20 protein-coding genes are annotated in these 21,091 nt (G+C 71.9%); 13 read left to right on the top strand and 7 right to left on the bottom strand.

The window, feature by feature from the left end; translation table 11 throughout:
• Window positions 1–46: 46 nt before the first annotated feature.
• Genes H7827_RS10115 through H7827_RS10085 form a run of 7 tightly spaced genes read left to right on the top strand, consistent with a single transcriptional unit; the run spans window position 47 to window position 6,838 of the window.
• Entirely contained in the window at window positions 47–985 is a 939-nt protein-coding gene (locus tag H7827_RS10115; protein WP_386540667.1) for a putative sugar O-methyltransferase, read from the top strand.
• Window positions 982–1,998 carry an NAD-dependent epimerase/dehydratase family protein gene (locus H7827_RS10110; protein ID WP_432744294.1) on the top strand — a complete coding sequence of 339 codons (1,017 nt, stop codon included), beginning with the start codon at window positions 982–984 and terminating at the stop codon, window positions 1,996–1,998. The genes H7827_RS10115 and H7827_RS10110 overlap by 4 nt, the downstream gene beginning before the upstream one ends.
• Window positions 1,985–2,710: a class I SAM-dependent DNA methyltransferase gene (locus H7827_RS10105; protein WP_432744292.1), complete on the top strand. Its 726-nt coding sequence runs from the start codon at window positions 1,985–1,987 to the stop codon at window positions 2,708–2,710. Before H7827_RS10110 ends, H7827_RS10105 begins: the two co-directional genes overlap by 14 nt.
• Complete coding sequence (locus H7827_RS10100) at window positions 2,707–3,816, top strand: DegT/DnrJ/EryC1/StrS family aminotransferase (RefSeq protein ID WP_386540674.1); 1,110 nt, start codon at window positions 2,707–2,709, stop codon at window positions 3,814–3,816. The genes H7827_RS10105 and H7827_RS10100 overlap by 4 nt, the downstream gene beginning before the upstream one ends.
• Window positions 3,817–3,841: 25 nt before the next feature.
• Entirely contained in the window at window positions 3,842–4,441 is a 600-nt protein-coding gene (locus tag H7827_RS10095; protein ID WP_432744290.1) for a dTDP-4-dehydrorhamnose 3,5-epimerase family protein, read from the top strand.
• The gene (locus H7827_RS10090; RefSeq protein WP_432744288.1) at window positions 4,438–5,847 is read left to right on the top strand and encodes an NDP-hexose 2,3-dehydratase family protein; all 1,410 of its coding nucleotides are present in this window, start codon (window positions 4,438–4,440) and stop codon (window positions 5,845–5,847) included. Before H7827_RS10095 ends, H7827_RS10090 begins: the two co-directional genes overlap by 4 nt.
• Window positions 5,848–5,860: 13 nt before the next feature.
• Complete coding sequence (locus H7827_RS10085; protein WP_432744286.1) at window positions 5,861–6,838, top strand: Gfo/Idh/MocA family protein; 978 nt, start codon at window positions 5,861–5,863, stop codon at window positions 6,836–6,838.
• Between the two features lie 60 nt (window positions 6,839–6,898).
• Here H7827_RS10085 and H7827_RS10080 read toward each other — a convergent pair whose 3' ends face one another.
• The 5 genes from H7827_RS10080 to H7827_RS10060 form a co-directional block, all read right to left on the bottom strand.
• On the bottom strand, window positions 6,899–7,933 hold the full coding sequence (locus H7827_RS10080) for a nucleotide disphospho-sugar-binding domain-containing protein (protein ID WP_432744284.1): 1,035 nt from the start codon (window positions 7,931–7,933) through the stop codon (window positions 6,899–6,901).
• 195 nt (window positions 7,934–8,128) lie between these two features.
• Window positions 8,129–10,519 carry an ATP-binding cassette domain-containing protein gene (locus H7827_RS10075; protein ID WP_432744282.1) on the bottom strand — a complete coding sequence of 797 codons (2,391 nt, stop codon included), beginning with the start codon at window positions 10,517–10,519 and terminating at the stop codon, window positions 8,129–8,131.
• A 119-nt stretch (window positions 10,520–10,638) separates the two neighbouring features.
• Window positions 10,639–11,439 (bottom strand): VOC family protein, encoded by an 801-nt coding sequence (locus H7827_RS10070; RefSeq protein WP_432744280.1) that lies wholly within the window; start codon window positions 11,437–11,439, stop codon window positions 10,639–10,641.
• Window positions 11,440–11,524: 85 nt separating this feature from the next.
• Window positions 11,525–11,935: a VOC family protein gene (locus tag H7827_RS10065; RefSeq protein ID WP_432744278.1), complete on the bottom strand. Its 411-nt coding sequence runs from the start codon at window positions 11,933–11,935 to the stop codon at window positions 11,525–11,527.
• Window positions 11,936–12,022: 87 nt separating this feature from the next.
• Entirely contained in the window at window positions 12,023–12,439 is a 417-nt protein-coding gene (locus H7827_RS10060; protein ID WP_386540690.1) for a VOC family protein, read from the bottom strand.
• 312 nt (window positions 12,440–12,751) lie between these two features.
• Between H7827_RS10060 and H7827_RS10055 the strand changes: the two genes are divergently transcribed.
• From H7827_RS10055 to H7827_RS10040, 4 genes are all read left to right on the top strand, one after another.
• Window positions 12,752–13,531 carry an alpha/beta fold hydrolase gene (locus H7827_RS10055; protein WP_386540692.1) on the top strand — a complete coding sequence of 260 codons (780 nt, stop codon included), beginning with the start codon at window positions 12,752–12,754 and terminating at the stop codon, window positions 13,529–13,531.
• Window positions 13,531–13,788, top strand: a complete 258-nt coding sequence (locus H7827_RS10050) for a hypothetical protein (protein WP_030728452.1) — start codon at window positions 13,531–13,533, stop codon at window positions 13,786–13,788. The genes H7827_RS10055 and H7827_RS10050 overlap by 1 nt, the downstream gene beginning before the upstream one ends.
• A gap of 45 nt (window positions 13,789–13,833) precedes the next feature.
• Entirely contained in the window at window positions 13,834–14,160 is a 327-nt protein-coding gene (locus H7827_RS10045) for a TcmI family type II polyketide cyclase (protein WP_030728449.1), read from the top strand.
• Between the two features lie 151 nt (window positions 14,161–14,311).
• The gene (locus H7827_RS10040; RefSeq protein WP_386540698.1) at window positions 14,312–16,057 is read left to right on the top strand and encodes an ABC transporter ATP-binding protein; all 1,746 of its coding nucleotides are present in this window, start codon (window positions 14,312–14,314) and stop codon (window positions 16,055–16,057) included.
• Between the two features lie 62 nt (window positions 16,058–16,119).
• Here the strand turns inward: H7827_RS10040 and H7827_RS10035 are convergent, their stop codons facing one another.
• Window positions 16,120–16,992, bottom strand: a complete 873-nt coding sequence (locus tag H7827_RS10035) for an NmrA/HSCARG family protein (protein WP_432744275.1) — start codon at window positions 16,990–16,992, stop codon at window positions 16,120–16,122.
• Window positions 16,993–17,125: 133 nt separating this feature from the next.
• A complete protein-coding gene (locus tag H7827_RS10030; protein WP_432744273.1) occupies window positions 17,126–17,854 on the bottom strand; it encodes an SDR family oxidoreductase in 729 nt (242 codons plus the stop codon).
• Window positions 17,855–18,061: 207 nt separating this feature from the next.
• Between H7827_RS10030 and H7827_RS10025 the strand changes: the two genes are divergently transcribed.
• Together H7827_RS10025 and H7827_RS10020 are read left to right on the top strand one after the other, a co-directional pair.
• On the top strand, window positions 18,062–19,549 hold the full coding sequence (locus H7827_RS10025) for an FAD-dependent monooxygenase (protein ID WP_432744271.1): 1,488 nt from the start codon (window positions 18,062–18,064) through the stop codon (window positions 19,547–19,549).
• An 11-nt stretch (window positions 19,550–19,560) separates the two neighbouring features.
• Entirely contained in the window at window positions 19,561–21,027 is a 1,467-nt protein-coding gene (locus H7827_RS10020; RefSeq protein WP_432744269.1) for an FAD-dependent monooxygenase, read from the top strand.
• Window positions 21,028–21,091: the final 64 nt, after the last annotated feature.

Below are 21,091 nucleotides of genomic sequence, written 5' to 3'. Positions count from 1 at the left end.
GAACATTCCCGTTGCGACCGCATTCCGACGACGAGGAAAGAACACGATGGCAGACATCTATCAGGCCAGCCGACAGTGGCAGCGGATCAGCCGGGACTGGGTCACCGCCGAGGCCGCCGTCGATCTGACCGACTTCAAATCCGGCCGGCCCAACCACAAGATATCCCTGTGGGACCCCGGCTCGAACGGCGTCCGCTACCTCAAGACGATGGTCCACAACCTGGCGGCCCGGCTGGAGCCGGCCGACTGGGACCGGCTGCGCAACACCCGCAACCGGCACGTGGGCCGTCCGCACGCCGTGCGCTGGGAGGGCGAGGACATCTGCCTCGACTACCTCCAGGCAGTGCTCGAACTCGGCTTCCTCGCCCCGCGCACCGCCCTGGACGGCGCCGCGGTCCTGGAGATCGGCGCCGGCTACGGACGCACCTGCCACACCCTGCTCTCCAACCACGACATCGCCTCGTACTGCATCGTCGACCTGCCGACCACCATGCGGTTCAGCAAGCGGTACCTCGCCGAGGTCCTGGACGACGCCCACTACGCGAAGATCCGGTTCGTCACCGTGGACGAGGTGGAGACCGCGCTCGACGGCGAGCGCTTCGATCTCGCACTTAACATCGACTCGTTCGCCGAGATGCTGCCGCGCACCGCCCGCGGCTACCTCGACCTCATCGACCGCTGCTGCACCGCCTTCTACACCAAGAATCCGGTCGGCAAGTACCTGGACCCCTCCCTGGACGGGCGCCCCGAGGGCGAGGACGAACTGCTGCGGGCGGCCCTGGAGACCGGCCTCATGCGGCAGGTGCTCGACGTCCACGACAGCAGCGCGGTGCGTGCCGCGGTCCCCGGCTTCCTCACCGCGTACCGGCCGGGCCCCGGCTGGAGCCCGGCCGCCGACGCCTGGGCCGTGCCCTGGAGCTTCTACTGGCAGGTCCTCTACCGCAAGAACGGCACCGAGGACCCCACCCCGGCGGGCGCCTCGTGACAGCCGCCGGTGACGCGCCGCTGGTGACCGTGCTGGGCGCCTCCGGCTATCTCGGCTCCGTGCTCACCGCCCGGCTCGCCGCCCAGCCGGTCCGGCTGCGCGCCGTGGCCCGCCGTCCCACACCGGTCCCCCGGCACGCCGCCGCCGTCGAGGTGCACACCGCCGACCTCACCGCACCCGGCGCGCTGGCGCCCGCCGTCGCGGACGCGGACATCGTCCTGCACCTGGGCAAGCACAGCGGCGGCTGGCGCGACGCCGAGCGGGACCCGGACAGCGAACGGATCAACGTCGGGGTGATGCGCGACCTCATCACCGTGCTGCGCGCCCGGCGGACCGCCGGCCCGCCCCCGGTGGTGGTGTTCGCCGCCACCACCTCGCAGATCGGCCTGCCGCCCGACCACCCCATGGACGGCAGCGAACCCGACCGCCCCGAGACCGCCTACGACCGGCAGAAGCTCGCCGCCGAGCAGCTGCTGAAGACCGCCACCACCGAGGGCGTCCTGCGCGGGATCAGCCTGCGGCTGCCCACCGTCTTCGGCCGCAGCCCGCTGTCCGGGGTACCCGACCAGGGCGTGGTGTCCACCATGGTCCGCCGCGCGCTGGCCGGTCAGCCGCTGACCATGTGGCACGACGGCACCGTCAAGCGCGACCTGGTCTATGTCGAGGACGCGGCCGACGCGTTCACGGCCGCCATGCGCCACCCCACGGGCCTCGCCGGCCGGCACTGGCTGGTGGGCACCGGGCGCCACGACACCCTGGGCGAGGTTTTCCGGACGGTGGCGGACGCGGTCGCCGCGCGCACCGGACGGCCGCCGGTACCGGTGACCTCCGTTGAGCCGCCCCAGGACGCCCCGGTCATCGATTTCCTCAGCACGACGGTCAACCCGGCACCGTTCCGCACCGCTTCGGGATGGAGCGCGCGCACCGGGCTGCGGGACGCCGTGGACCGCACCGTGGCCGCCCTGCTCGACGGGAGCGGGGCCACAGGGAAGGAGCCCAGTGTACGGACGTGAAGTCGCCGAGATCCACGACGACCTGAACAGCAGCCGGGGCAAGAACTACCGGTCGGAAGCCGAGTACATCGCCGAAGTCGTCCGCCGCCACCGGCCGGGAGCCCGCTCCCTGCTGGACGTCGGCTGCGGCGCGGGCGGCCACCTGGAGCACTTCGCCGAACTCTTCGAGCACGTCGAAGGCCTGGAGCTGTCGCAGGACATGCTCACCGCCGCACGCGCCAAACTGCCCGCCGTGCCACTGCACCCCGGTGACATGCGCGACTTCCGCCTTGAGCAGCGGTTCGACACGGTCGTCTGCCTGTTCGGCTCGGTCGGCCACACCCGCACCGAGGACGAACTGCGCGACACCTTCGCCTGCTTCGCCCGGCACCTCACCCCGGGCGGCGTCATCCTCGTCGAACCGTGGTGGTTCCGGGACCGGTTCCTGGACGGCTACGTCTCCGGGGACGTGGTGCGAACCGGCAGCCGCACCATCGCCCGGGTCTCCCACACCACCGGCCACGGGGACTCCTCCACCATGCGGGTGCACTTCCTGGTCGCCGACCGGGAGAACGGGGTGCGGCACTTCGAGGAGACCTACGAGCACCGGCTGTTCCGCCGGGACCAGTACGAGTCCGCCTTCGCCGCGGCCGGCCTGGAGGCCGGGTACATCGAGGACGTCCAGGGCGGCCGCGGCCTCTTCGCGGCCGTCGTGCGCGAGGAGCGATCGTGACCATTCGAGTGTGGGACTACCTGGCCGAGTACGAGAAGGAACGCGAGGACATCCTCGACGCGGTGAACACCGTGTTCGCCTCCGGCCGCCTGGTGATGGGCGACAGCGTGCGCGGCTTCGAGGAGGAGTTCGCCGCCTATCACGGCACCGCGCACTGCGTCGGCCTCGACAACGGCACCAACGCCATCAAGCTCGGTCTCCAGGCCCTGGGCGTGGGGCCGGGCGACGAGGTGATCACCGTGTCCAACACGGCCGCCCCCACCATCGTCGCCATCGACTCGGTCGGCGCCACCCCGGTGTTCGTCGATGTCCGCGAGCAGGACTTCCTCATGGACACCACCCAGGTCGCGGCGGCCGTCACCGACCGCACCCGCGCCCTGCTGCCGGTCCATCTGTACGGCCAGTGCGTCGAGATGGCCCCGCTGCGCGCGCTGGCCCGCGAGCACGGACTGCGCATCCTGGAGGACTGCGCCCAGGCCCACGGGGCACGCCACCACGGCGCCCTCGCCGGCACCTTGGGCGACGCCGCCGCCTTCTCCTTCTACCCCACCAAGGTGCTGGGCGCCTACGGCGACGGCGGCGCCACCGTCACCGCCATCGACGAGGTGGCCGAGCGGCTGCGGCGGCTGCGGTACTACGGCATGGCGGACCGCTACTACGTGGTGCAGACCCCGGCCCACAACAGCCGGCTGGACGAGGTGCACGCCGAGATCCTGCGCCGCAAGCTGCGCCGCCTCGACACCTACATCGCCGACCGCCGCGCCGTCGCCCGGCGTTACGCGGAAGGGCTGGCCGACACCGGTCTGACGCTGCCCGAGCTCGCCGAGGGCAACGACCACGTCCACTACGTCTACGTCGTGCGGCATCCGCGGCGCGACGCCGTCCTCGAAGGGCTGCGCGCCCACGGCATCGAGCTGAACATCAGCTATCCGTGGCCGGTGCACACCATGTCCGGATTCGCGCACCTCGGCTACCGGCGGGGCGACCTGCCGGTCACCGAGCGGCTGGCCGGGGAGATCTTCTCCCTGCCGATGTATCCCTCGCTCCCGGCCGGGATCCAGGAGAAGACCATCAGCGCGCTGCGGGAAGTCCTCGGCGCGCTGTGAGCGGTTCGAGCCGAAGGGAGATCAGGTGAAGGCGGAAGAGCTCGCGGTCGAGGGTGCGCTGGTGTTCACCCCGCAGGTGTTCCCCGACCAGCGCGGACTGTTCGTGTCCCCGTACCAGCAGGAGGCGTTCACCCAGGCGCACGGGGCGCCGCTGTTCCGGGTGGCGCAGACCAATCACAGCAGGTCGCGGCGCGGCGTGGTGCGCGGCGTCCACTACACCCTGACCCCGCCCGGCACCGCGAAGTACGTGTACTGCGCGGCGGGTGAGGCGATCGACATCGTCGTCGACATCCGGGTGGGCTCGCCCACCTTCGGCCGCTGGGACGCCGTCCGGGTCAACCCGCGCGAGTTCCGTGCCGTGTACTTCCCCGTCGGGGTCGGCCACGCGTTCATCGCGCTGGCGGACGACACCGTCATGTCCTACATGCTGGCCGCCCCGTACGTCGCCGAGTACGAGCTGGGCCTGTCGGTGCTGGACACGGAACTGGGACTGCCCATCCCGCGGGACATCGAGCCCATCCTGTCCGAACGGGACGCCGCCGCCCCCACCCTGGCCGAGGCGGCCGAGGCGGGGCTGCTGCCCCGCTACGAGGAGTGCCTGGCCCTCGAAAGGAATCTCGCATGACCTCCGCAACGGCGGTGTACGAGCGGGCCGGCCGGTCGTTCACCGCCTCGGCGCTCGCCCCGGCTGCGGCCGACAGCCGGTTCTGGCCGTGGTGGCGGCAGCGGTCCCGCTCGCACCGCTTCGATGTCACACCGATCCCCTTCGGGCAGCTCGTCGACTGGCGGTTCGACCCGGCGACCGGCAACCTCGGGCACACCAGCGGGAAGTTCTTCACCATCGAGGGCCTGCGGGTGCGCAGCGACCACGGGCCGGTGCGGGAGTGGGACCAGCCCATCATCCATCAGCCGGAGATCGGCATCCTGGGCATCCTGGTCAAGGAGTTCGACGGGGTCCCGCACTGCCTGATGCAGGCCAAGATGGAGCCCGGCAACATCAACACCCTCCAGCTGTCGCCCACCGTCCAGGCGACCCGCAGCAACTACACCCGGGTGCACCGGGGCGGCCGGACCCGCTATCTCGAGCACTTCGTCGGCGAGGAGCGCGGCCGGGTGCTGGTCGATGTCCTCCAGTCCGAACAGGGCTCCTGGTTCTACCGCAAGCGCAACCGCAACATGGTCGTGGAGGTCACCGGGGACATCCCGGTGCACGACGACTTCCGGTGGCTCGCGCTGCGTGATGTGCTCGACCTGCTGCACGCCGACAACATCGTGAACATGGACGCGCGCACGGTGCTGTCCTGCATGCCCTTCGCCGCACCGGGCGGAGACAGCGGTTCGCGCCACGCCCCGCCGGAGTTCCGCGCGGCGCTGGCCCGTTCCCTGGACCCGCGGGCCGGATCCGCGCACGACCTGACCGAACTCCTGAGCTGGTTCACCGGCGAACGGACCCGGCACGAGATGACGGCCCGGCTGATCCCGGCCGCCGGCATCAGCGGCTGGCGGCGCACCCCGCACGAGATCGCCCACGAGGAGGGCAAGCACTTCCGGGTGATCGGGGTCCGGGTCGAGGCGAGTTCGCGGGAGGTGCCCTCCTGGCGGCAGCCGCTGCTGGAACCGGTGGGCCGCGGTGTCATCGCGTTCCTCGCCAAGCGGATCGACGGGGTGGCGCATGTGCTCACGCACGCCCGCGTCGAGCCCGGATTCGTCGACACCGTCGAACTCGGCCCCACCGTCCAGCTCCTGCGGGAGAACTACACCGGCCTCCCGCAGCCCCGCTACCTCGACGACGTCCTGGGCGCCGACCCCTCCCGCATCCGCTTCGACGCGCTGCTCTCGGAGGAGGGCGGACGCTTCCTCGACGCCCAGAACCGTTATCTGGTGGTCGAGGTGGACGAGGACTTCCCGGCGCACTGCCCGCAGGACTACCGCTGGGTGACCCTGGGGCAGCTGAGCGGGCTGCTGCGGCACAGCCACTACCTGAGCGTGCAGGCACGCACTCTCGTCGCCTGTCTGCACAGTCTCTGGTGAAAGGAAGTACCGCATGCACGTGGTCCGCATGGGAGTCCTGGGGTGCGCGAGCATCGCGTTCCGCCGGGTCCTGCCGGCGATGCAGGAGGCCAAGGGCATCGAACTGAGGGCGGTCGCCAGCCGCGACCCGGCCAAGGCCCGCGTCTTCGCCGAGCACTTCGGCTGCGCGGCCGCCGCCGGATACGAGGACCTGCTGGCGCGCGAGGACATCGACGCGGTGTACGTGCCACTGCCCACCGGCCTGCACGCGTACTGGGTCAGCCGCGCGCTGGAGGCCGGCAAGCACGTCCTGTCGGAGAAGCCCCTCACCTGGGACCGCTCCACCGCGCTCGACCTCGTGGACCAGGCCCAGAAGGCCGGGCTGTGGCTGATGGAGAACTACATGTTCCTCCACCACAGCCAGCACGAGGCGGTGCGCGGGCTGGTCGCCGAGGGCCGGATCGGCGCCCCCCGGGTGTTCTCCGCCAGCTTCGGCATCCCCCCGCTGGCCCCGGCCGATGTGCGCTACGACCCCGGACTGGGCGGCGGCGCCCTGCTGGACGTGGGCGTCTACCCGATCCGGGCCGCCTCCTACTTCCTGGGCCCAGAACTGGACGTCATCGGCTCGGTGCTGCGGCTGCACCCGGACCGGGGTGTCGATGTGGCGGGGCACATCCTGCTGGCCACCCCGGCGGGGGTCACCGCCGAGCTCTCCTTCGGCTTCGAGCACTCCTACCGGTCCTGGTACGGACTGTGGGGCGACCGCGGCCGGCTCACCCTGGACCGGGCGTTCACCCCGCCACCGGCCCGGCAGCCGCTGATCCGCATCGAGTCGCAGGACCACGCGGAGGAACTGACCCTGCCGGCCGACCACCAGTTCAAGAACATCACCGAGTTCTTCGCCCGCTCCATCCTCACGGGCGCGGACTACGAACCCCAGGCTCGCGCCATCACCCACCAGGCCGAGCTGGTCGACCGGGTGCGTTCGAACGCGGTACGGGTCACCGCCTGACCGCGCGCGGCGCGCGGCCCCGCCGGCCCGGCACCACCGGGCCGGCGGGGCTCCCCGGGTTCATCCGGCGGCCAGGCCCTCCAGCTCGGCGACCACCTCGTACGGCGTGGGCAGCGCGGCCATCTCCTGACGCAGGGCCGCGGCCCGCTCCGCGTAGGCCGGATCGGCGAGGATCTCCCGGCAGCTCTCGGCGATGACCTCGCCCGGGTCCTCTCGCGGCCGGTCCTCCGGCACCACCGTGCGGGCGCCGCCGAAACCGGTGAACGCGCGGGCGATCTCCTTCGCGTAGTTGTTCTCGGGGGTGATGAGCTGCGGCGTCCCCGCTGCGGCCCCGGTCATGGCGGTGGCCGCGCCGCCGTGGTGCACCATCAGATCGCAGGTGGGGGCCACCACGTCCAGCGGCAGCCAGCCGACGCGGACATCGCCGAGTTCCGTGCCGAACTGCTCGGCCGCCCCGGGGGGCGCCGCGACCAGCACCTCGGCCCCGGTCAGCCGCAGCCCGTCCACCAGCCGCCGCGTGGAGTCGCCGGTGTTGCGCAGCTTGGCGGCGCGGGTCCCGGCGGTGATCAGCACCCGGGGGCGCCCCTTGGGCCGGGTGTACATCCACGGTTCGAGGCGGAGCTGGCGGTTGCGGGGAACCCAGCGCATGGGCCGGGCGCCCGGGGTGGGCGAGGGCCGCAGGGCCGGCGGGCACACATCGATGAACAGGGCGTGCTCCGGCGGCGCGTCCAGGCCCACGCGCTCCAGCAGCACGGGGAGCGCGGGCTCCGGGCGCAGCGGCACGATGTCCCAGTACTGGCGTACGTAGGGAACGCCCAGATACGTGGCGAGCAGCCCGGGAACGTAGGACAGGCCGCCGACCACCACATCGGGCGTCCAGTCCCGGGAGAGGTCCAGCAGCGCGTCCAGCCGGGCCGCGGCCTCCCCGGGATGGGGGACGGGGACCGCGGGGACACCGATGGCCTCGGCGGCCTCCAGCACCGGCTCGTCGACGGTGAGCAGGACGTCGTGTCCCGCGGTGCGCGCGGCCGTGGCGAGCGGGGCCATGGAGAAGACGGTCGAGTGGCTTCCACCGGCGGTGAACAGAAATTTCATGGCGAGGCATTCGCTTCCCGTGAGACGGCGGGCCGATGTCGCAGCGCTTCGCATCGTCCCTGACCACGCCGTCCGTTCGCCATCCTCGCCGTTCGCGCCGGCAGGGGGAGCCGGCGGCGGGAAGGCCGCCGGCCCCGGTTCAACCGCACGGGGGGAGACAGTCGAACGGGGCCGGCGGGGCTGGTGGGGGCGCCGTCAGGCGCCGACGTACGCGGCCAGGTGCTCGCCGGTGAGGGTGGAGCGTTCGGCGACCAACTGCGCGGGGGTGCCCTGGAAGACGATCCGCCCGCCGTCGTGTCCGGCGCCCGGGCCGAGGTCGATGATCCAGTCGGCGTGCGCCATCACCGCCTGGTGGTGGGCGATGACGACGACGCTCTTGCCGGCGTCGACCAGCCGGTCGAGCAGCCCCAGCAGTTGCTCCACATCGGCGAGGTGCAGGCCGGTGGTGGGCTCGTCCAGGACGTAGACGCCGCCCTTGTCGCCCATGTGGGTGGCGAGCTTGAGCCGCTGCCGTTCGCCGCCGGACAGCGTGGTGAGCGGCTGGCCCAGACTCAGATAGCCGAGGCCGACATCGACCAGCCGGTCCAGGACGGTGCGGACCGCGGGGATCCGGGCCTCGCCCTCCCCGAAGAACGTCCGCGCCTCGGCCACCGGCATGGCCAGTACCTGGCTGATGTCCCGGCCGCCCAGGTGGTACTCGAGCACCGCCGCCTGGTAGCGCTTGCCCTCGCACTCCTCGCAGGTGGTGGAGACGCCGTCCATCATGCCGAGGTCGGTGTAGATGACGCCGGCGCCGTTGCAGTTCGGGCAGGCGCCCTCCGAGTTGGCGCTGAACAGGGCGGGCTTGACGCCGTTGGCCTTGGCGAACGCCTTGCGGACCGGTTCGAGCAGCCCGGTGTACGTGGCCGGGTTGGAGCGCCGCGAGCCGCGGATCGGGCTCTGGTCCACCGCCACCACCCCCGCACCGGCCGCGCCCGGCCTCTGGACCAGCGAGCCGTGGATGAGCGAGCTCTTCCCGGAGCCGGCCACCCCGGTGACGACCGTGAGCACGCCCAGCGGAATGTCGACATCGACATCTTTGAGGTTGTGCGCGTTCGCCCCCCGGATCTCCAGCGCCCCGGACGGTTCGCGCACCGTGTCCTTGAGCGCGGCCTTGTCGTCCAGATGCCGGCCGGTGAGGGTGTCGCCGGCGCGCAGCGCGTCGGCGGTGCCCTCGAAACAGACGGTCCCGCCGTCGGCGCCCGCGCCGGGGCCGAGGTCCACGACGTGGTCGGCGATCGCGATCGCCTCCGGCTTGTGCTCCACCACCAGCACGGTGTTGCCCTTGTCGCGCAGCTGGAGCAGCAGTTCGTTCATCCGCTGGATGTCGTGCGGGTGCAGCCCGGTGGTGGGTTCGTCGAAGACATAGGTGACGTCGGTGAGCGAGGAGCCGAGATGACGGATCATCTTGGTGCGCTGCGCCTCACCGCCGGACAGCGTCCCCGATGACCGGTCCAGCGAGAGGTAACCCAGGCCGATCTCCGTGAACTTGTCCAGCAGGTGCTGGAGGGAGGACAGCAGCGGCCCCACCGAGGGCTCGTCCAGCTCCCGCACCCACCGGGCGAGATCGCTGATCTGCATCGCGCACAGGTCGGCGATGTTCTTGCCCCGGATCTTCGAGGAGCGGGCCGCCTCGCTGAGCCGGGTGCCCCCGCACCCGGGACAGGCGGTGAAGGTGACCGCCCGGTCCACGAACGCCCGGATGTGCGGCTGCATCGCCTCCTTGTCCTTCGCCAGGAACGACCGCTTCACCTGGAGCACCAGACCCTCGTAGGTCATGTTCGTACCCCCGATCTTCACCTTGGCCGGCTCCCGGTGGAGGAAGTCGTGCAGCTCCTGCTCGGAGTAGTCGCGGATCGGCTTGTCCGGGTCCAGGAATCCCGACTCGCCGAAGTACCGCACCGACCAGCCGCCCGCCTTGTAGCCGGGGACGGTGATCGCGCCCCCGTTCAGCGACTTGTCCGCGTCGTAGAGCTGGGTGAGGTCGATCGCGGACGCCGTGCCCCGCCCCTCGCACTGCGGGCACATACCGCCGGTGAGCGTGTACGTCGCCTTCACCGTCTTCCTGTCACCGCGTTCGACGGTGACGGCCCCGGCGGCCTTCACCGAGGGGACGTTGAAGGAGAACGACTGCGGGGAGCCCAGATGGGGCGTCCCGAGCCGGCTGAACAGGATGCGCAGCAGCGCGCTGGCGTCGGTGACGGTGCCGACGGTGGAGCGCGGATTGGCCCCCAGACGCTCCTGATCGACGATGATCGCGCTGGTCAGCCCGCTGAGGACATCGACGTCCGGTCGCGCCATGGTGGGCATGAAGCCCTGCACGAAGGCGCTGTAGGTCTCGTTGATCATCCGCTGCGACTCGGCGGCGATCGTCGCGAACACCAGCGAACTCTTGCCGGAGCCGGAGACCCCGGTGAACACCGTCAACCGGCGCTTGGGGAGGTCGATGCTGACGTCCCGGAGGTTGTTCTCGCGCGCGCCCCGCACCCGGATCACATCGTGCCGGTCGGCGGTGTGCGGCGCGTCGGTCCTCGTGGCCTTCGTCATCGTCTCTCCATCCATCGGTGCGGTCGCCCACGCCGCTCCCGTCGCGGCGGCGCCCCGGTGCGCCCGGGGCCGGGTGCACCCCGGCCGGGGTGGGCCGCCCGGCCCCGGGGGCTCGGACCCTACGCGGCGGTCACCTTCCACAGGAAGCCGTCGGGGTCGGTGAAGTGGCCGCTGTAGCCGTCCTCGGACTCGCCGGCCTCGACGGCGATCCCGCCCCCGGCGGAGGCGGCGGCCGTCAGCGTCGCGTCGACCTCCTCACGCGATCCGGCGCGGCGGTGCAGCACCGCCGCCGCGAAGCCGGTGGCGCCGCCGTCCTCGACGCCCGCGTCCTTGGCCAGGGTGCCGCGCGGCATCAGGCCCAGCCGGCAGGTGCCGGAGTCCGGGTGGAAGTCGGCGTAGTGCTTGTAGTCCTTGTCGACCTTCATGCCCAGCGCCTCGTAGAAGGACTTGGCGGCCTTCATGTCGGCGACGCCCAGCAGGGCCGCCGTCTCGGTCGGCACGGCCGGCTCCGCCACCGGGCCCTTGTCCTTCTTGTGCGGCGCCGCCACCTTCCAGATCGAGCCGTCGGGCGCCCGGTACACCGCGGAGAACGCCCCGAACAGCGACTTCTTCGCCGGCTTCAGCACCGTCGCGCCGCCCTGGACCGCGGCGTCCACCACGTTCTTGACCTCGGTGGGCTGCTTGACGATGAAGGTCATGACATAGCCGCGGAACCCGGCGCCCGGGGCCGGGGTGTCCTTCTTCGCGCCGGCGGCCAGCGCCTCGTTGCCGTACAGGGCGAGCTGCCCGGTGCCGTGCAGGTCGAGGTTCACATGCCCGCCGTTGTCCTCGGCGGTGGGTGCGAAGGTCGCGGTGTAGAACTCCCGCGCGTCCTTCACCTCGGGAACGCCGAGACTCATGACATCGAGTGAGAGGGTCATCTTCTGCCTCCAAAGGCACGGGTGTGGGGTTGTGCGTGAACGTACACCTGGGCCTGACGCCGACTCAGTTGCCGCTCGAAAGGAACTACCGGATCTCTTTGATGCGGACGTAGTTGCCCGCGGGGTCGCGGACGGCGCAGTCACGTCCGCCGTACGACTGCTCGGTGGGTTCCTGGACGATCTCGGCGCCCCGGTCCTTCAGCCGGCCGAAGAGGCCGTCGAGGTCCGAGGTGGCCAGCAGGACACCGGCGTAGGTGCCCTTGGCCATCATCTCGGCGATGGTGCGCCGTTCCGCCGGAGTGATCCCCGGATCGACGGCCGGCGGCTCCAGGACGATGGACGTGCCGGGCTGGCCCACCGGGCCGACCGTGATCCAGCGCAGCCCGTCGTACCCCGTGTCGTTGCGGACCTCGAAGCCGAGAATGTCGCGGTAGAAGGCGAGCGAGGCATCCGGGTCGCTGTGGGGGAGGAAGCTCGCGTGAATGGCGATGTCCATGCGACCACGCTAGGCGGCGGACGGCGCCGGGCGCTTCTCCGATCCTGACCGGTCCCGCGGCGACCGGATCCGGCCCCGCGCCTGAGGTCAGGACGTACGGGGCTGGTTGAAACGCAGCATGTTCCCGGACGGGTCGCGGAAGGCGCAGTCGCGCACCCCGTACGGCTGATCGACCGGCTCCTGGAGCACCTCGCCGCCCGCGGCGCGGATGCGCTCGAAGGTGGCGTCGCAGTCGTCCGTGGAGAAGATGACGCCGCGCAGCTGGCCCTTGGCCAGCAGCTGGGCCATCGCCTCCTTGTCGGCGGGCGAGGCGTTGGGGTCCGCCAGCGGCGGCTCCAGCACGATGTCCACGTCCGGCTGGTCCGGGGAACCGACGGTCACCCACCGCATGCCCTCGAAACCGACGTCGTTGCGGACCTCCAGCCCCAGCACGTCACGGTAGAACGCGAGGGCCTTGTCGTGGTCGTCCACGGCGATGAAGCACTGCGAGAGATTGATGCTCATGCGTGACATGGTATGCGCGGGGCGTCACCTCGGCCTGTCCGTTCCGCACCGGGCGCGGGGGATCCTGACGACACGGGCGGTGATGACGGCCCTGGCCCGGTGTGGCCCGGCGTGCTGGGCGCGCGGGATCTCGCGCGCCCGTCCGGTGAGGCGCGCCGAAGGACCCGTCGAGGAACGGCCCACCGCGCGTCGACGCGGGTCACCGACAGGCCGCCCCGCCGCGGTGCCTTGACCGAGGCTCGACCGGCGGTCAACCGCGCTGCCCGACATTGGCGGCGGGAGCACACGTCCAGTCGCGGTGAGGAGTGCGGAATGCGCAAGGTCGTTTCGCGGGACGGCACGACGATCGCCTACGAGAAGGCGGGTGAGGGCCCGCCGATCGTGCTGCTGAACGGCGGATTCCGCGATCACACCATCTTCGACTCGCTGGTGCCCGAACTGGCGCCGCACTGCACCACGTACGTCTATGACCGCCGGGGCCGCGGGCAGAGCGGCGACTCCCCCGAGTACGCCGTGGAGCGGGAGATCGAGGACCTCACCGCCGTCATCGGGGAAGCCGGCGGGCAGGCGGTGGTGTTCGCCGGGTCCTCCGGCGCCAATCTGGCCCTGGAAGCGGTCATCGCCGGCGCACCCATCACCAAACTCGCCCTGCACGAACCGTACTTCCGCATCGAGGGGTACCCGCAGCCGCCGGCCGACTTCCTGGAGCGGCTCAAGGACCTGCTGGCGCGTGACCGGCGCGGTGAGGCCGCCGAGTACTTCCTCGCCGAGCTGGTCGGGTTCGCCCCCGAGACCATCGAGCAGTGGCGCGGCACCCCGCTGTGGGCGACCAACGAGGCCAACGCCCACACCCTCCCCTACGACACCGCCATCTGCGGCGACTTCAAGGTCCCCGTCGAGCGGCTGGCCGGTGTGCGCACGCCCGCGCTGGTGGTCAGCAGCGACGGCACCAGCGACTGGCTGAGCGCGGCGGCCCGTGCCACCGCACAGGCCCTGCCCAACGGCTGGGGGATGCAGCTGCCCGGCTCCTGGCACCGGGTGGAGACGGACATCCTCGGCCGGGTGCTGACCGGGTTCACCCACACCCGCTAGTGGCCGCGCGGTTGAAGGCCGCCCTGAGGTCCTTCGTGGCCTTCCTGGGCGACGGATTCATGTGGAGCGGACAGCTGTGGACGGGCGTGCCCTGCGTCCCGACCCCGGCCGCCGCCCCCGACCCCGACCCGACATCCCCGCCCGACCCGGCGACCGCGCCGGGCGGAGCGGACGAACACCCCGGAGCGCCGCCCGGTGCACCGTTGTCCAGTGCGGAGCACGCCGCGTGGGCGGCGCTGCTCGAACGCCTGCGATAGCGGGCCGGGACGGCGCGGACACCCGACACGGAGGCATCGCCGCCCATGCACAGCAATCTGATCGTGGCCAGGATGGCCCCGGAGTCCACCGCCGATGTGGCCCGGATCTTCAGCGCGTTCGACAGCACCGACATGCCGCACCGGATGGGAACCCGGCGGCGTCAGCTGTTCTCCTTCCACGGCCTGTACTTCCATCTCCAGGACTTCGACGGCGACAACGGCGGGACGCTCATCGAAGAGGCCAAGACCGACCCGCGGTTCATCCGCGTCAGCCAGGACCTGAAGCCGTACATCGACGCCTTCGACCCGGCGACCTGGCGGACGCCGGCCGACGCCATGGCGCAGCGCTTCTACAGCTGGGAGTCCGCGTGAGGTACGGGCACCGCGCCCGCACCGCGGCCGGCCGCCCGGCGGGGGAGAGGCGTTATTGAGTACCGAGGACACGCGGACGGGGGAGGCCGGGAGCACCGGGGGAGCCGCTGACACCGGGGAGTCCGCCACGGCGGAGGACGCCAACCCCCGGGTGCCGCTGCGGCGGGTCCTGGGGCTGTTCCTGCCCCACCGGTCCGCCCTGCTGCTCGTCGGGGCCCTCGTGGTCATCTCCGCGCTGGTCTCGCTGGTCAACCCGTTCCTGATCCGCGAGATCATGGATGTGGCGCTGCCCGAACAGCGCACCGGCCTGCTGAGCGCGCTGGCCGCGGGCATGGTGGTGGTGGCGATCGCCAACAGCTCGTTCAACGTCTGGCAGAGCTATGTCTCCACCAAGCTCGGCCAGCGGGTGATGCACGACCTGCGCAGCGCCGTGTACCGCCATCTCCAGCGGATGTCGCTGGACTTCTTCACCAGGACCCGCACCGGCGAGGTGCAGTCGCGCATCGCCAACGACATCGGTGACATGCAGGCCACCGTCACCACCAGCGCCACCTCACTGGTCTCCGACGTGACCATCGTGATCGCCACGGTCACGGCCATGGCCGTCCTGGACTGGCGGCTGACGATCGCGTCGCTGATCATGGTGCCGTTCTTCATCTGGGTGAGCCGCCGGGTGGGCACCCAGCGCCGGCGCATCACCCGCGCCCGGCAGCGCCAGCACGCCACCATCTCCACGATGGTCCACGAATCGCTGTCGGTCAGCGGTGTGCTGCTCGGCCACACCATGGGCCGCTCGCGGTCCCTGGCCGACGGGTTCTCGCACGAATCGGCCAAGCTCTCCGACCTGGAACTGCGCTCCACCATGGCGGGCCGCTGGGCCCAGTCGACCACCTGGATCGTGCTGGCCTCCATGCCCGCGGTGATCTACTGGGTGGCCGGAATGGCGGGCCGGGGCGAGAACATGGCGATCTCCATCGGCACCCTGGTCGCCTTCACCACCCTCCAGCAGAACCTGCTGCGGCCGGCGGTCTCCCTGCTGGAGGTGGGAGTGGAGATCCAGACCTCGCTCGAACTGTTCGGCCGCATCTTCGAGTACCTCGATCTGCCCGTCGAGGTCCCCGAGCCGGAACACCCCCGCGCACCCGACCGGCTGCGCGGCGAGGTACGGATCCGGGACGCCCGCTTCTCCTACCGCGGGCTGCCGGAACCAACGCTGCGCGGCATCGAGGTGACCGTCCCGGCCGGCAAGAGCCTGGCGATCGTCGGGGAGACCGGCTCCGGCAAGACCACGCTCAGCTATCTGATCCCGCGGCTGTACGACGTGGACGCCGGCAGCGTCACCATCGACGGTGTCGACGTGCGGGAGATGTCCTTCGAGACGCTCGCCGCCGCGGTCGGCATCGTCTTCCAGGAGACGTACCTGTTCCACACGACGGTCGCCGAGAACCTGCGGTTCGCCAAACCGGACGCCACCGACGCGGAGCTGGAGGCAGCCGCGCGGATCGCGCACATCCACGACCACGTGGCCGGGCTGCCCGACGGGTACGACACGGTGGTCGGCGAGCGCGGCTACCGATTCTCCGGCGGGGAGAAGCAGCGCCTGGCGATCGCCCGCGCGGTGCTGCGCGACCCGCCCGTGCTGGTCCTCGACGAGGCCACCAGCGCCCTGGACACGCAGACCGAGCAGGCCGTGCAGCAGGCCATCGACGCGGTGAGCGCGGGCCGCACCACTATCACCATCGCGCACCGGCTGTCCACCGTCCGGGACGCCGACGAGATCATCGTGCTCGACGGCGGTGAGATCGTCGAGCGCGGCACCCACGCTGAACTGCTCGCCCTGGGCGGCCACTACGCGGCCCTGGTCGACCGCGACGCCAACGTGACCGAGGCCGCCTGAGCGCCGCTCCCGCGGCTCCCGGGCGGCCTCGGCCGTACCGTGCGGCGGTGCGCCGCAGCGGGTCACCCCTGCGGTGCGGGCGCCGTCCAGTGGGTGCGCAGCCAGGTCTCCAGATTCACCAGGTCCGGCCGGGTCCTGCGCAGCGCGGGCAGATCGGCGCGGTACCCCTCGCGGTCGAACCAGTCGAACATGACGGCCAGATCCTCCCGTGCCGCGCGCAGCTTCTCGATCGGCAGGTACCGGTACCGGGTGGGGATGCCCGAGACGCGCTCGAACGCTGCCGCCATCTGCGGCCCGGTCAGCTCGTCACCGGCGATCTCCAGCTGCCGGCCGGCCCACCCGGCCGGGTCGTCGAACGCGTCCGCGGTGAACGCGGCGATGTCCTCGGTGGAGATGATCTGGACCGGCACCTCCGGGCGCAGCCACATGCCCAGCACCAGGCCCTCGTCCGTGCGGCGCGGGCCGATCTCGTCGAACACGTCGTAGAACATGGTCGGGCGCAGCACGGTCAGCGGCAGATCCAGTGACCGCAGGTGCTGCTCGACCACCCACTTGCTCTCGAAGTGCGGGATGCCGCTGGCGCGTTCGGCGCCACCCACCGAGCTGTACACGAGGTGGCCCACCCCGGAGGCCACTGCGATGTCGCCCACCGTCCTGCCCCACCGCTCCTCGGCCTCCACCCCGCCGGGCGTGCGGAACGGCTGGACGCTGAACACCCCGTGGACCTTCTCCATCGCCGCCCGCAGCGACGCCTCGTCGTCCAGGTCGCCCGGCACCAGCACCGCGCCCCGGTCCGCGAGCGCCCGCGCCCCCGGCGCCGCCGGATCGCGCACCAGGGCGTGCACGGTGCGCCCGCGGCGCAGCAACTCGCGGGTCACCGCCCCGCCCTGCCGGCCGGTCCCGCCCAGCACCAGGATCGTCCCGTCTACCGTCACCGCGTTCCTCCATGTCTGATGTCCCGGCGGGGAATGTGCCCCGCCGGGACGGTCGGTGTGTGCCGTACGGCGCCGGAGCGACCGGCGCCACAGGGGTCGTGGGCCGCGCCGTGTGCCGGGCGGGCCGGGATGGTCACCAGGGGACGGGCCCCCGGTCGGACAGACAGGCGCCGGAGGGGCCCGTGTCGTCCAGCAGCGCGAGTTCCACCGCGATCGCGGCGCCCTCGGCCGCGGTGCGCTGTCCCTGACGGCCGTTGAGATCGGTGGCCACGATTCCGGGCAGGGCCGCGTTGATTTTCACCGGAGTTCCGCGCAGCTCTTTCGCATAGGCGACGGTGAGGGCGTTCAGCGCGGTTTTCGAGGACTGGTAGGCGACCATGTTGATGCCCGCGAAGGGTAGTTCGGGATCAGAATTCAGGGTCAGGGAACCCAGATGACTGGACATGTTGACGATGCGCCCGGCCGGTGAACGGCGCAGCAGCGGCAGCATCGCATTGGTCACCGAGAGCACGCCGAAGACATTGGTCTCGTACACCTCCCACAGATCGGTGACCGCGGCCTCGCTGGGCGGGCCGGAGAAGCCCCCGGCTACGCCCGCGTTGTTCACCAGAATGTCCAGCCGGCCGTGCCGCCGGTCCACCTCGGCCGCGGCGGCGGCCACGGAGGCCGGATCCGTGACGTCCAGGTGCAGTGGCAGCGCCGTGACGCCCCGCTGGGCCAGCGTGTCGGCGGCCTGTTCGCCGCGGCCCTCGTCCCGGGCGCCGAGCAGCACGACGACGCCGCGCTCGCCCAGTTGCCGCGCCGTCTCGAATCCCATGCCTTTGTTGGCGCCCGTGATAAGCGCGACCCGCTCCACCGTCACGTCGGATTCCCTTTCCGTCGTCTTTCGCCGTCGGGGGTCGGCGTCACCCGGGTCATCAAATGAACCGTCAGCCGCGCCGGTCCGCAAGGCCGTCCGTTCACGGCACGTGTGTCCCCGGCGTTCGTCCGTGAGATGTCAGCAGTCGAACAACGGGCCGGTGTAGTTTGTCGGCGCCGATTCCACAGCCGTCGCGCGAAGGGCCGGAAAATGAAGTCTGGCGTCATCATTGTGGGTGCCGGGCCGGTCGGATTGATGCTGGCCGGCGAACTCCGGCTGGGCGGGGCGGAGGTCACCGTGTACGACCGGCTGACCGCCCCGACCGGCGAGTCCCGCGCGCTGGGCTTCAACCGGCGGGCGGCCGAATCCCTGGACCAGCGCGGGCTGCTGTCCCGGCTGGGAGAGATCCGCTGGGGCCCGATGGGGCACTTCGGCGGCGTCCGGTTCGACCTCGGGATGCTGGACGAGGACCACAGCGGAGTCCTGGGCCTGTCCCAGGCCAGGACCGAGGCCGCGCTGGAGGGCTGGGTGACCGGTCTGGGAGTGCCGGTGCGGCGTGGGTACGCGGTGACCGGGTTCGAGGAGACGGCCGGTGGTGTCGTGGTCGCCTTCGAGGGGCCCGACGGTCCGGGGCGGGAGCACGCCGGATACCTGGTGGGCTGCGACGGCGCCGAGAGCACCGTCCGCACGCTGGCCGGCATCACGGCCCGGGGACCGCAATCCACCCGGGGCATGTACACCGCCGAGATCACCGGGGCCATGCCGCGCCCGCGGCCCATCGGCGAGCGGCTCCCCGGCGGCGCGATGGTGGTGTGCACGCCGCTGGGTGAGGGCCGCTGCCGCATCGTCATCCACGACCGCCGCCTGCCGGCGCGGCCGGACACGCGCACCCTCACCTTTGCCACGGTCGCCGATGCCTGGCAGCGGCTGACCGGCGAGTCCGTGCACGCGGCGCGGCCGCACTGGGTCTGGGCCCGGGGCAACGACGCCGCACTCGCCGACACCTACCGGCGCGGCCGGGTGTTCCTGGCCGGCGACGCCGCCCACGATCTGCCGCCGCTGGCCGCCTGGGGGCTGAGCGCCGGCCTCCAGGACGCGGTGAACCTGGGGTGGAAGCTGGCGGCGGTGGTCCGGGGCACGGCCCCGGACGCGCTGCTCGACACCTACCACGCCGAACGTCACCCGGTCGGAGCGAGGTTGCTGCGCGACGCCCGCGCGGCGTCCGCGGTCTATCTCGGCGACGCCGACATGACTCCGCTGCGCGATGTGCTGGGCGAGCTGGCCGGAAACCGGGACACGGCGGGGCAGTTGGCCGGGATCGTGAGTGGGCTGGGGATCCGGTACGCGGTGGGGGAGGGTGATCATCCGCTGCTGGGGTTGCGGATGCCGCCGGAGCGTGCGGTGCTCGGCCGGGATGGTTCCCGGGCCAGGGTCGCGGAGTTGTTGCGTGCGGCGCGGGGTGTGCTGGTGCTGACCGGTGGTGGCGGGGAGCGGTTGGTGTCGGTGGCGGCGGGCTGGGCGGACCGGGTGGACACCGTCACGGGTGAGTGGACGCCGGGGGCGGACGGGATGCCGGAGGCGGTGCTGATCCGGCCGGACGGCTATGTGGCTTGGACCGCGCCGGGTGGCGGCGGTGGTCTGCGGGACGCGCTGGAGCGCTGGTTCGGCCCCGCCCGCGGCACGGTCGGCGAGCGATGAGGAGGACGGACATGGCACGGGATGTGATCGTTGTCGGTGCGGGCCCGGTCGGGCTGATGCTCGCCGGTGAACTGCGCCTCGGCGGCGCCGATGTCGTCGTCTACGAGCGGCTGCCGGAACCGTCGCGCGAATCACGCGGCGCAAGCTTCACCCGCCGCACGGCGGAGAGCTTCGACCAGCGGGGACTGCTCGGCCCGCTGGGCACCACCGAGCGCGCCGACAGCCACTTCGGCGGGGTCCCCATCGACCTGGACATGTTCGAGGAGGACCACTACAGCGCCCGTGGCATTCCCCAGTACCGCACGGAGCGGATGCTGGAGGGCTGGGTGACCGGTCTGGGAGTGCCGGTGCGGCGCGGGTACGCGGTGACCGGGTTCGAGGAGACGGCCGGTGGTGTCGTGGTCTCCTTCGAGGGGCCCGGCGGTCCGGGGCGGGAGCACGCCGGATACCTGGTGGGCTGCGACGGCGGCCGCAGCACCGTCCGCACGCTGGCCGGCATCGGCTTCCCCGGCCCGGAACCCACCCGCGGTTTCTACACCGCCGATGTCACCGGGCTCACGACCCGCCGCCGGCGCATCGGCGAGGACCTGCCCGGCGGCAGCATGGTCATGGCGATGGACCTGGAGAACGGTGTGACCCGGGTCGTCGTGCACGAGCGGGGCATGAGGCCGCGCGACCGGGAATCCCTGCGCTACAGCGAACTGGCCGATGCCTGGCAGCGGCTGACCGGCGAGTCGATCCACGACGGGGAGTGCCGCTGGATCAGCTGCTTCAGCGACGCCTCCCGGGTGGCCGACGCGTACCGGCGCGGCCGGGTGTTCCTCGCCGGGGACGCCACCCATGTGCAGCCCCCGGCCATGGCGCAAGGGCTGAGCGTGGGGGTCCAGGACGCGGTGAACCTGGGGTGGAAGCTGGCGGCGGTGGTCCGGGGCACGGCCCCGGACGCGCTGCTCGACACCTACCAGAGCGAACGCCTCCCGATCGGACGGCAGTTGGCCCGCAACGCCCGCGCCGCCATCGAACTGCGGCTCAGCGGTGAGGAGATGGACCCGGTCCGCGAGGTGCTGCGGCGGATGGTGCGGGACGAGGGGGCGGCGGGGCAGTTGGCCGGGATGCTGAGTGGGCTGGGGATCCGGTATGCGGTGGGGGAGGGTGATCATCCGCTGCTGGGGTTGCGGATGCCGCCGGACCGTACGGTGCTGCGTCGGGACGGATCCGGGGTCGGGGTCGCGGAGTTGTTGCGTGCGGCGCGCGGTGTGCTGGTGCTGACCGGTGGTGGCGGGGAGCGGTTGGTGTCGGTGGCGGCGGGCTGGGCGGACCGGGTGGACACCGTCACGGGCGAGTGGACGCCGGGGGCGGACGGGCTGCCGCAGGCGGTGCTGATCCGGCCGGACGGCTATGTGGCCTGGACCGCGCCGGGTGGCGGCGGCGCTCTGGAGGACGCGCTGGAGCGCTGGTTCGGGCCGCCGGCCCCGTGAGCGCGGCGCGGAACTGAGCCGCCCACCGCCTCCGCCTGCCACGGGGTCCGCGCTCCACCGAGGC

The sequence above is a fragment of the Streptomyces sp. JH002 genome (genome assembly GCF_050916115.1).
Taxonomy (GTDB): Bacteria; Actinomycetota; Actinomycetes; order Streptomycetales; family Streptomycetaceae; genus Streptomyces; species Streptomyces xiamenensis.
The sequence above is the reverse complement of the archived record's forward strand: the minus strand, read 5'-3'. Positions and strand labels throughout refer to the sequence as shown.

Excerpts from the sequence above, each read along its gene's own strand:
- H7827_RS10115 (WP_386540667.1), top strand. The coding sequence starts at position 47 with ATGGCAGACATCTATCAGGCCAGCCGACAGTGGCAGCGGATCAGCCGG.
- H7827_RS10090 (WP_432744288.1), top strand. The coding sequence starts at position 4,438 with ATGACCTCCGCAACGGCGGTGTACGAGCGGGCCGGCCGGTCGTTCACC.
- H7827_RS10085 (WP_432744286.1), top strand. The coding sequence starts at position 5,861 with ATGCACGTGGTCCGCATGGGAGTCCTGGGGTGCGCGAGCATCGCGTTC.
- H7827_RS10080 (WP_432744284.1), bottom strand. The coding sequence starts at position 7,933 with ATGAAATTTCTGTTCACCGCCGGTGGAAGCCACTCGACCGTCTTCTCC.
- H7827_RS10075 (WP_432744282.1), bottom strand. The coding sequence starts at position 10,519 with ATGACGAAGGCCACGAGGACCGACGCGCCGCACACCGCCGACCGGCAC.
- H7827_RS10070 (WP_432744280.1), bottom strand. The coding sequence starts at position 11,439 with ATGACCCTCTCACTCGATGTCATGAGTCTCGGCGTTCCCGAGGTGAAG.
- H7827_RS10065 (WP_432744278.1), bottom strand. The coding sequence starts at position 11,935 with ATGGACATCGCCATTCACGCGAGCTTCCTCCCCCACAGCGACCCGGAT.
- H7827_RS10060 (WP_386540690.1), bottom strand. The coding sequence starts at position 12,439 with ATGAGCATCAATCTCTCGCAGTGCTTCATCGCCGTGGACGACCACGAC.
- H7827_RS10055 (WP_386540692.1), top strand. The coding sequence starts at position 12,752 with ATGCGCAAGGTCGTTTCGCGGGACGGCACGACGATCGCCTACGAGAAG.
- H7827_RS10045 (WP_030728449.1), top strand. The coding sequence starts at position 13,834 with ATGCACAGCAATCTGATCGTGGCCAGGATGGCCCCGGAGTCCACCGCC.
- H7827_RS10025 (WP_432744271.1), top strand. The coding sequence starts at position 18,062 with ATGAAGTCTGGCGTCATCATTGTGGGTGCCGGGCCGGTCGGATTGATG.
- H7827_RS10020 (WP_432744269.1), top strand. The coding sequence starts at position 19,561 with ATGGCACGGGATGTGATCGTTGTCGGTGCGGGCCCGGTCGGGCTGATG.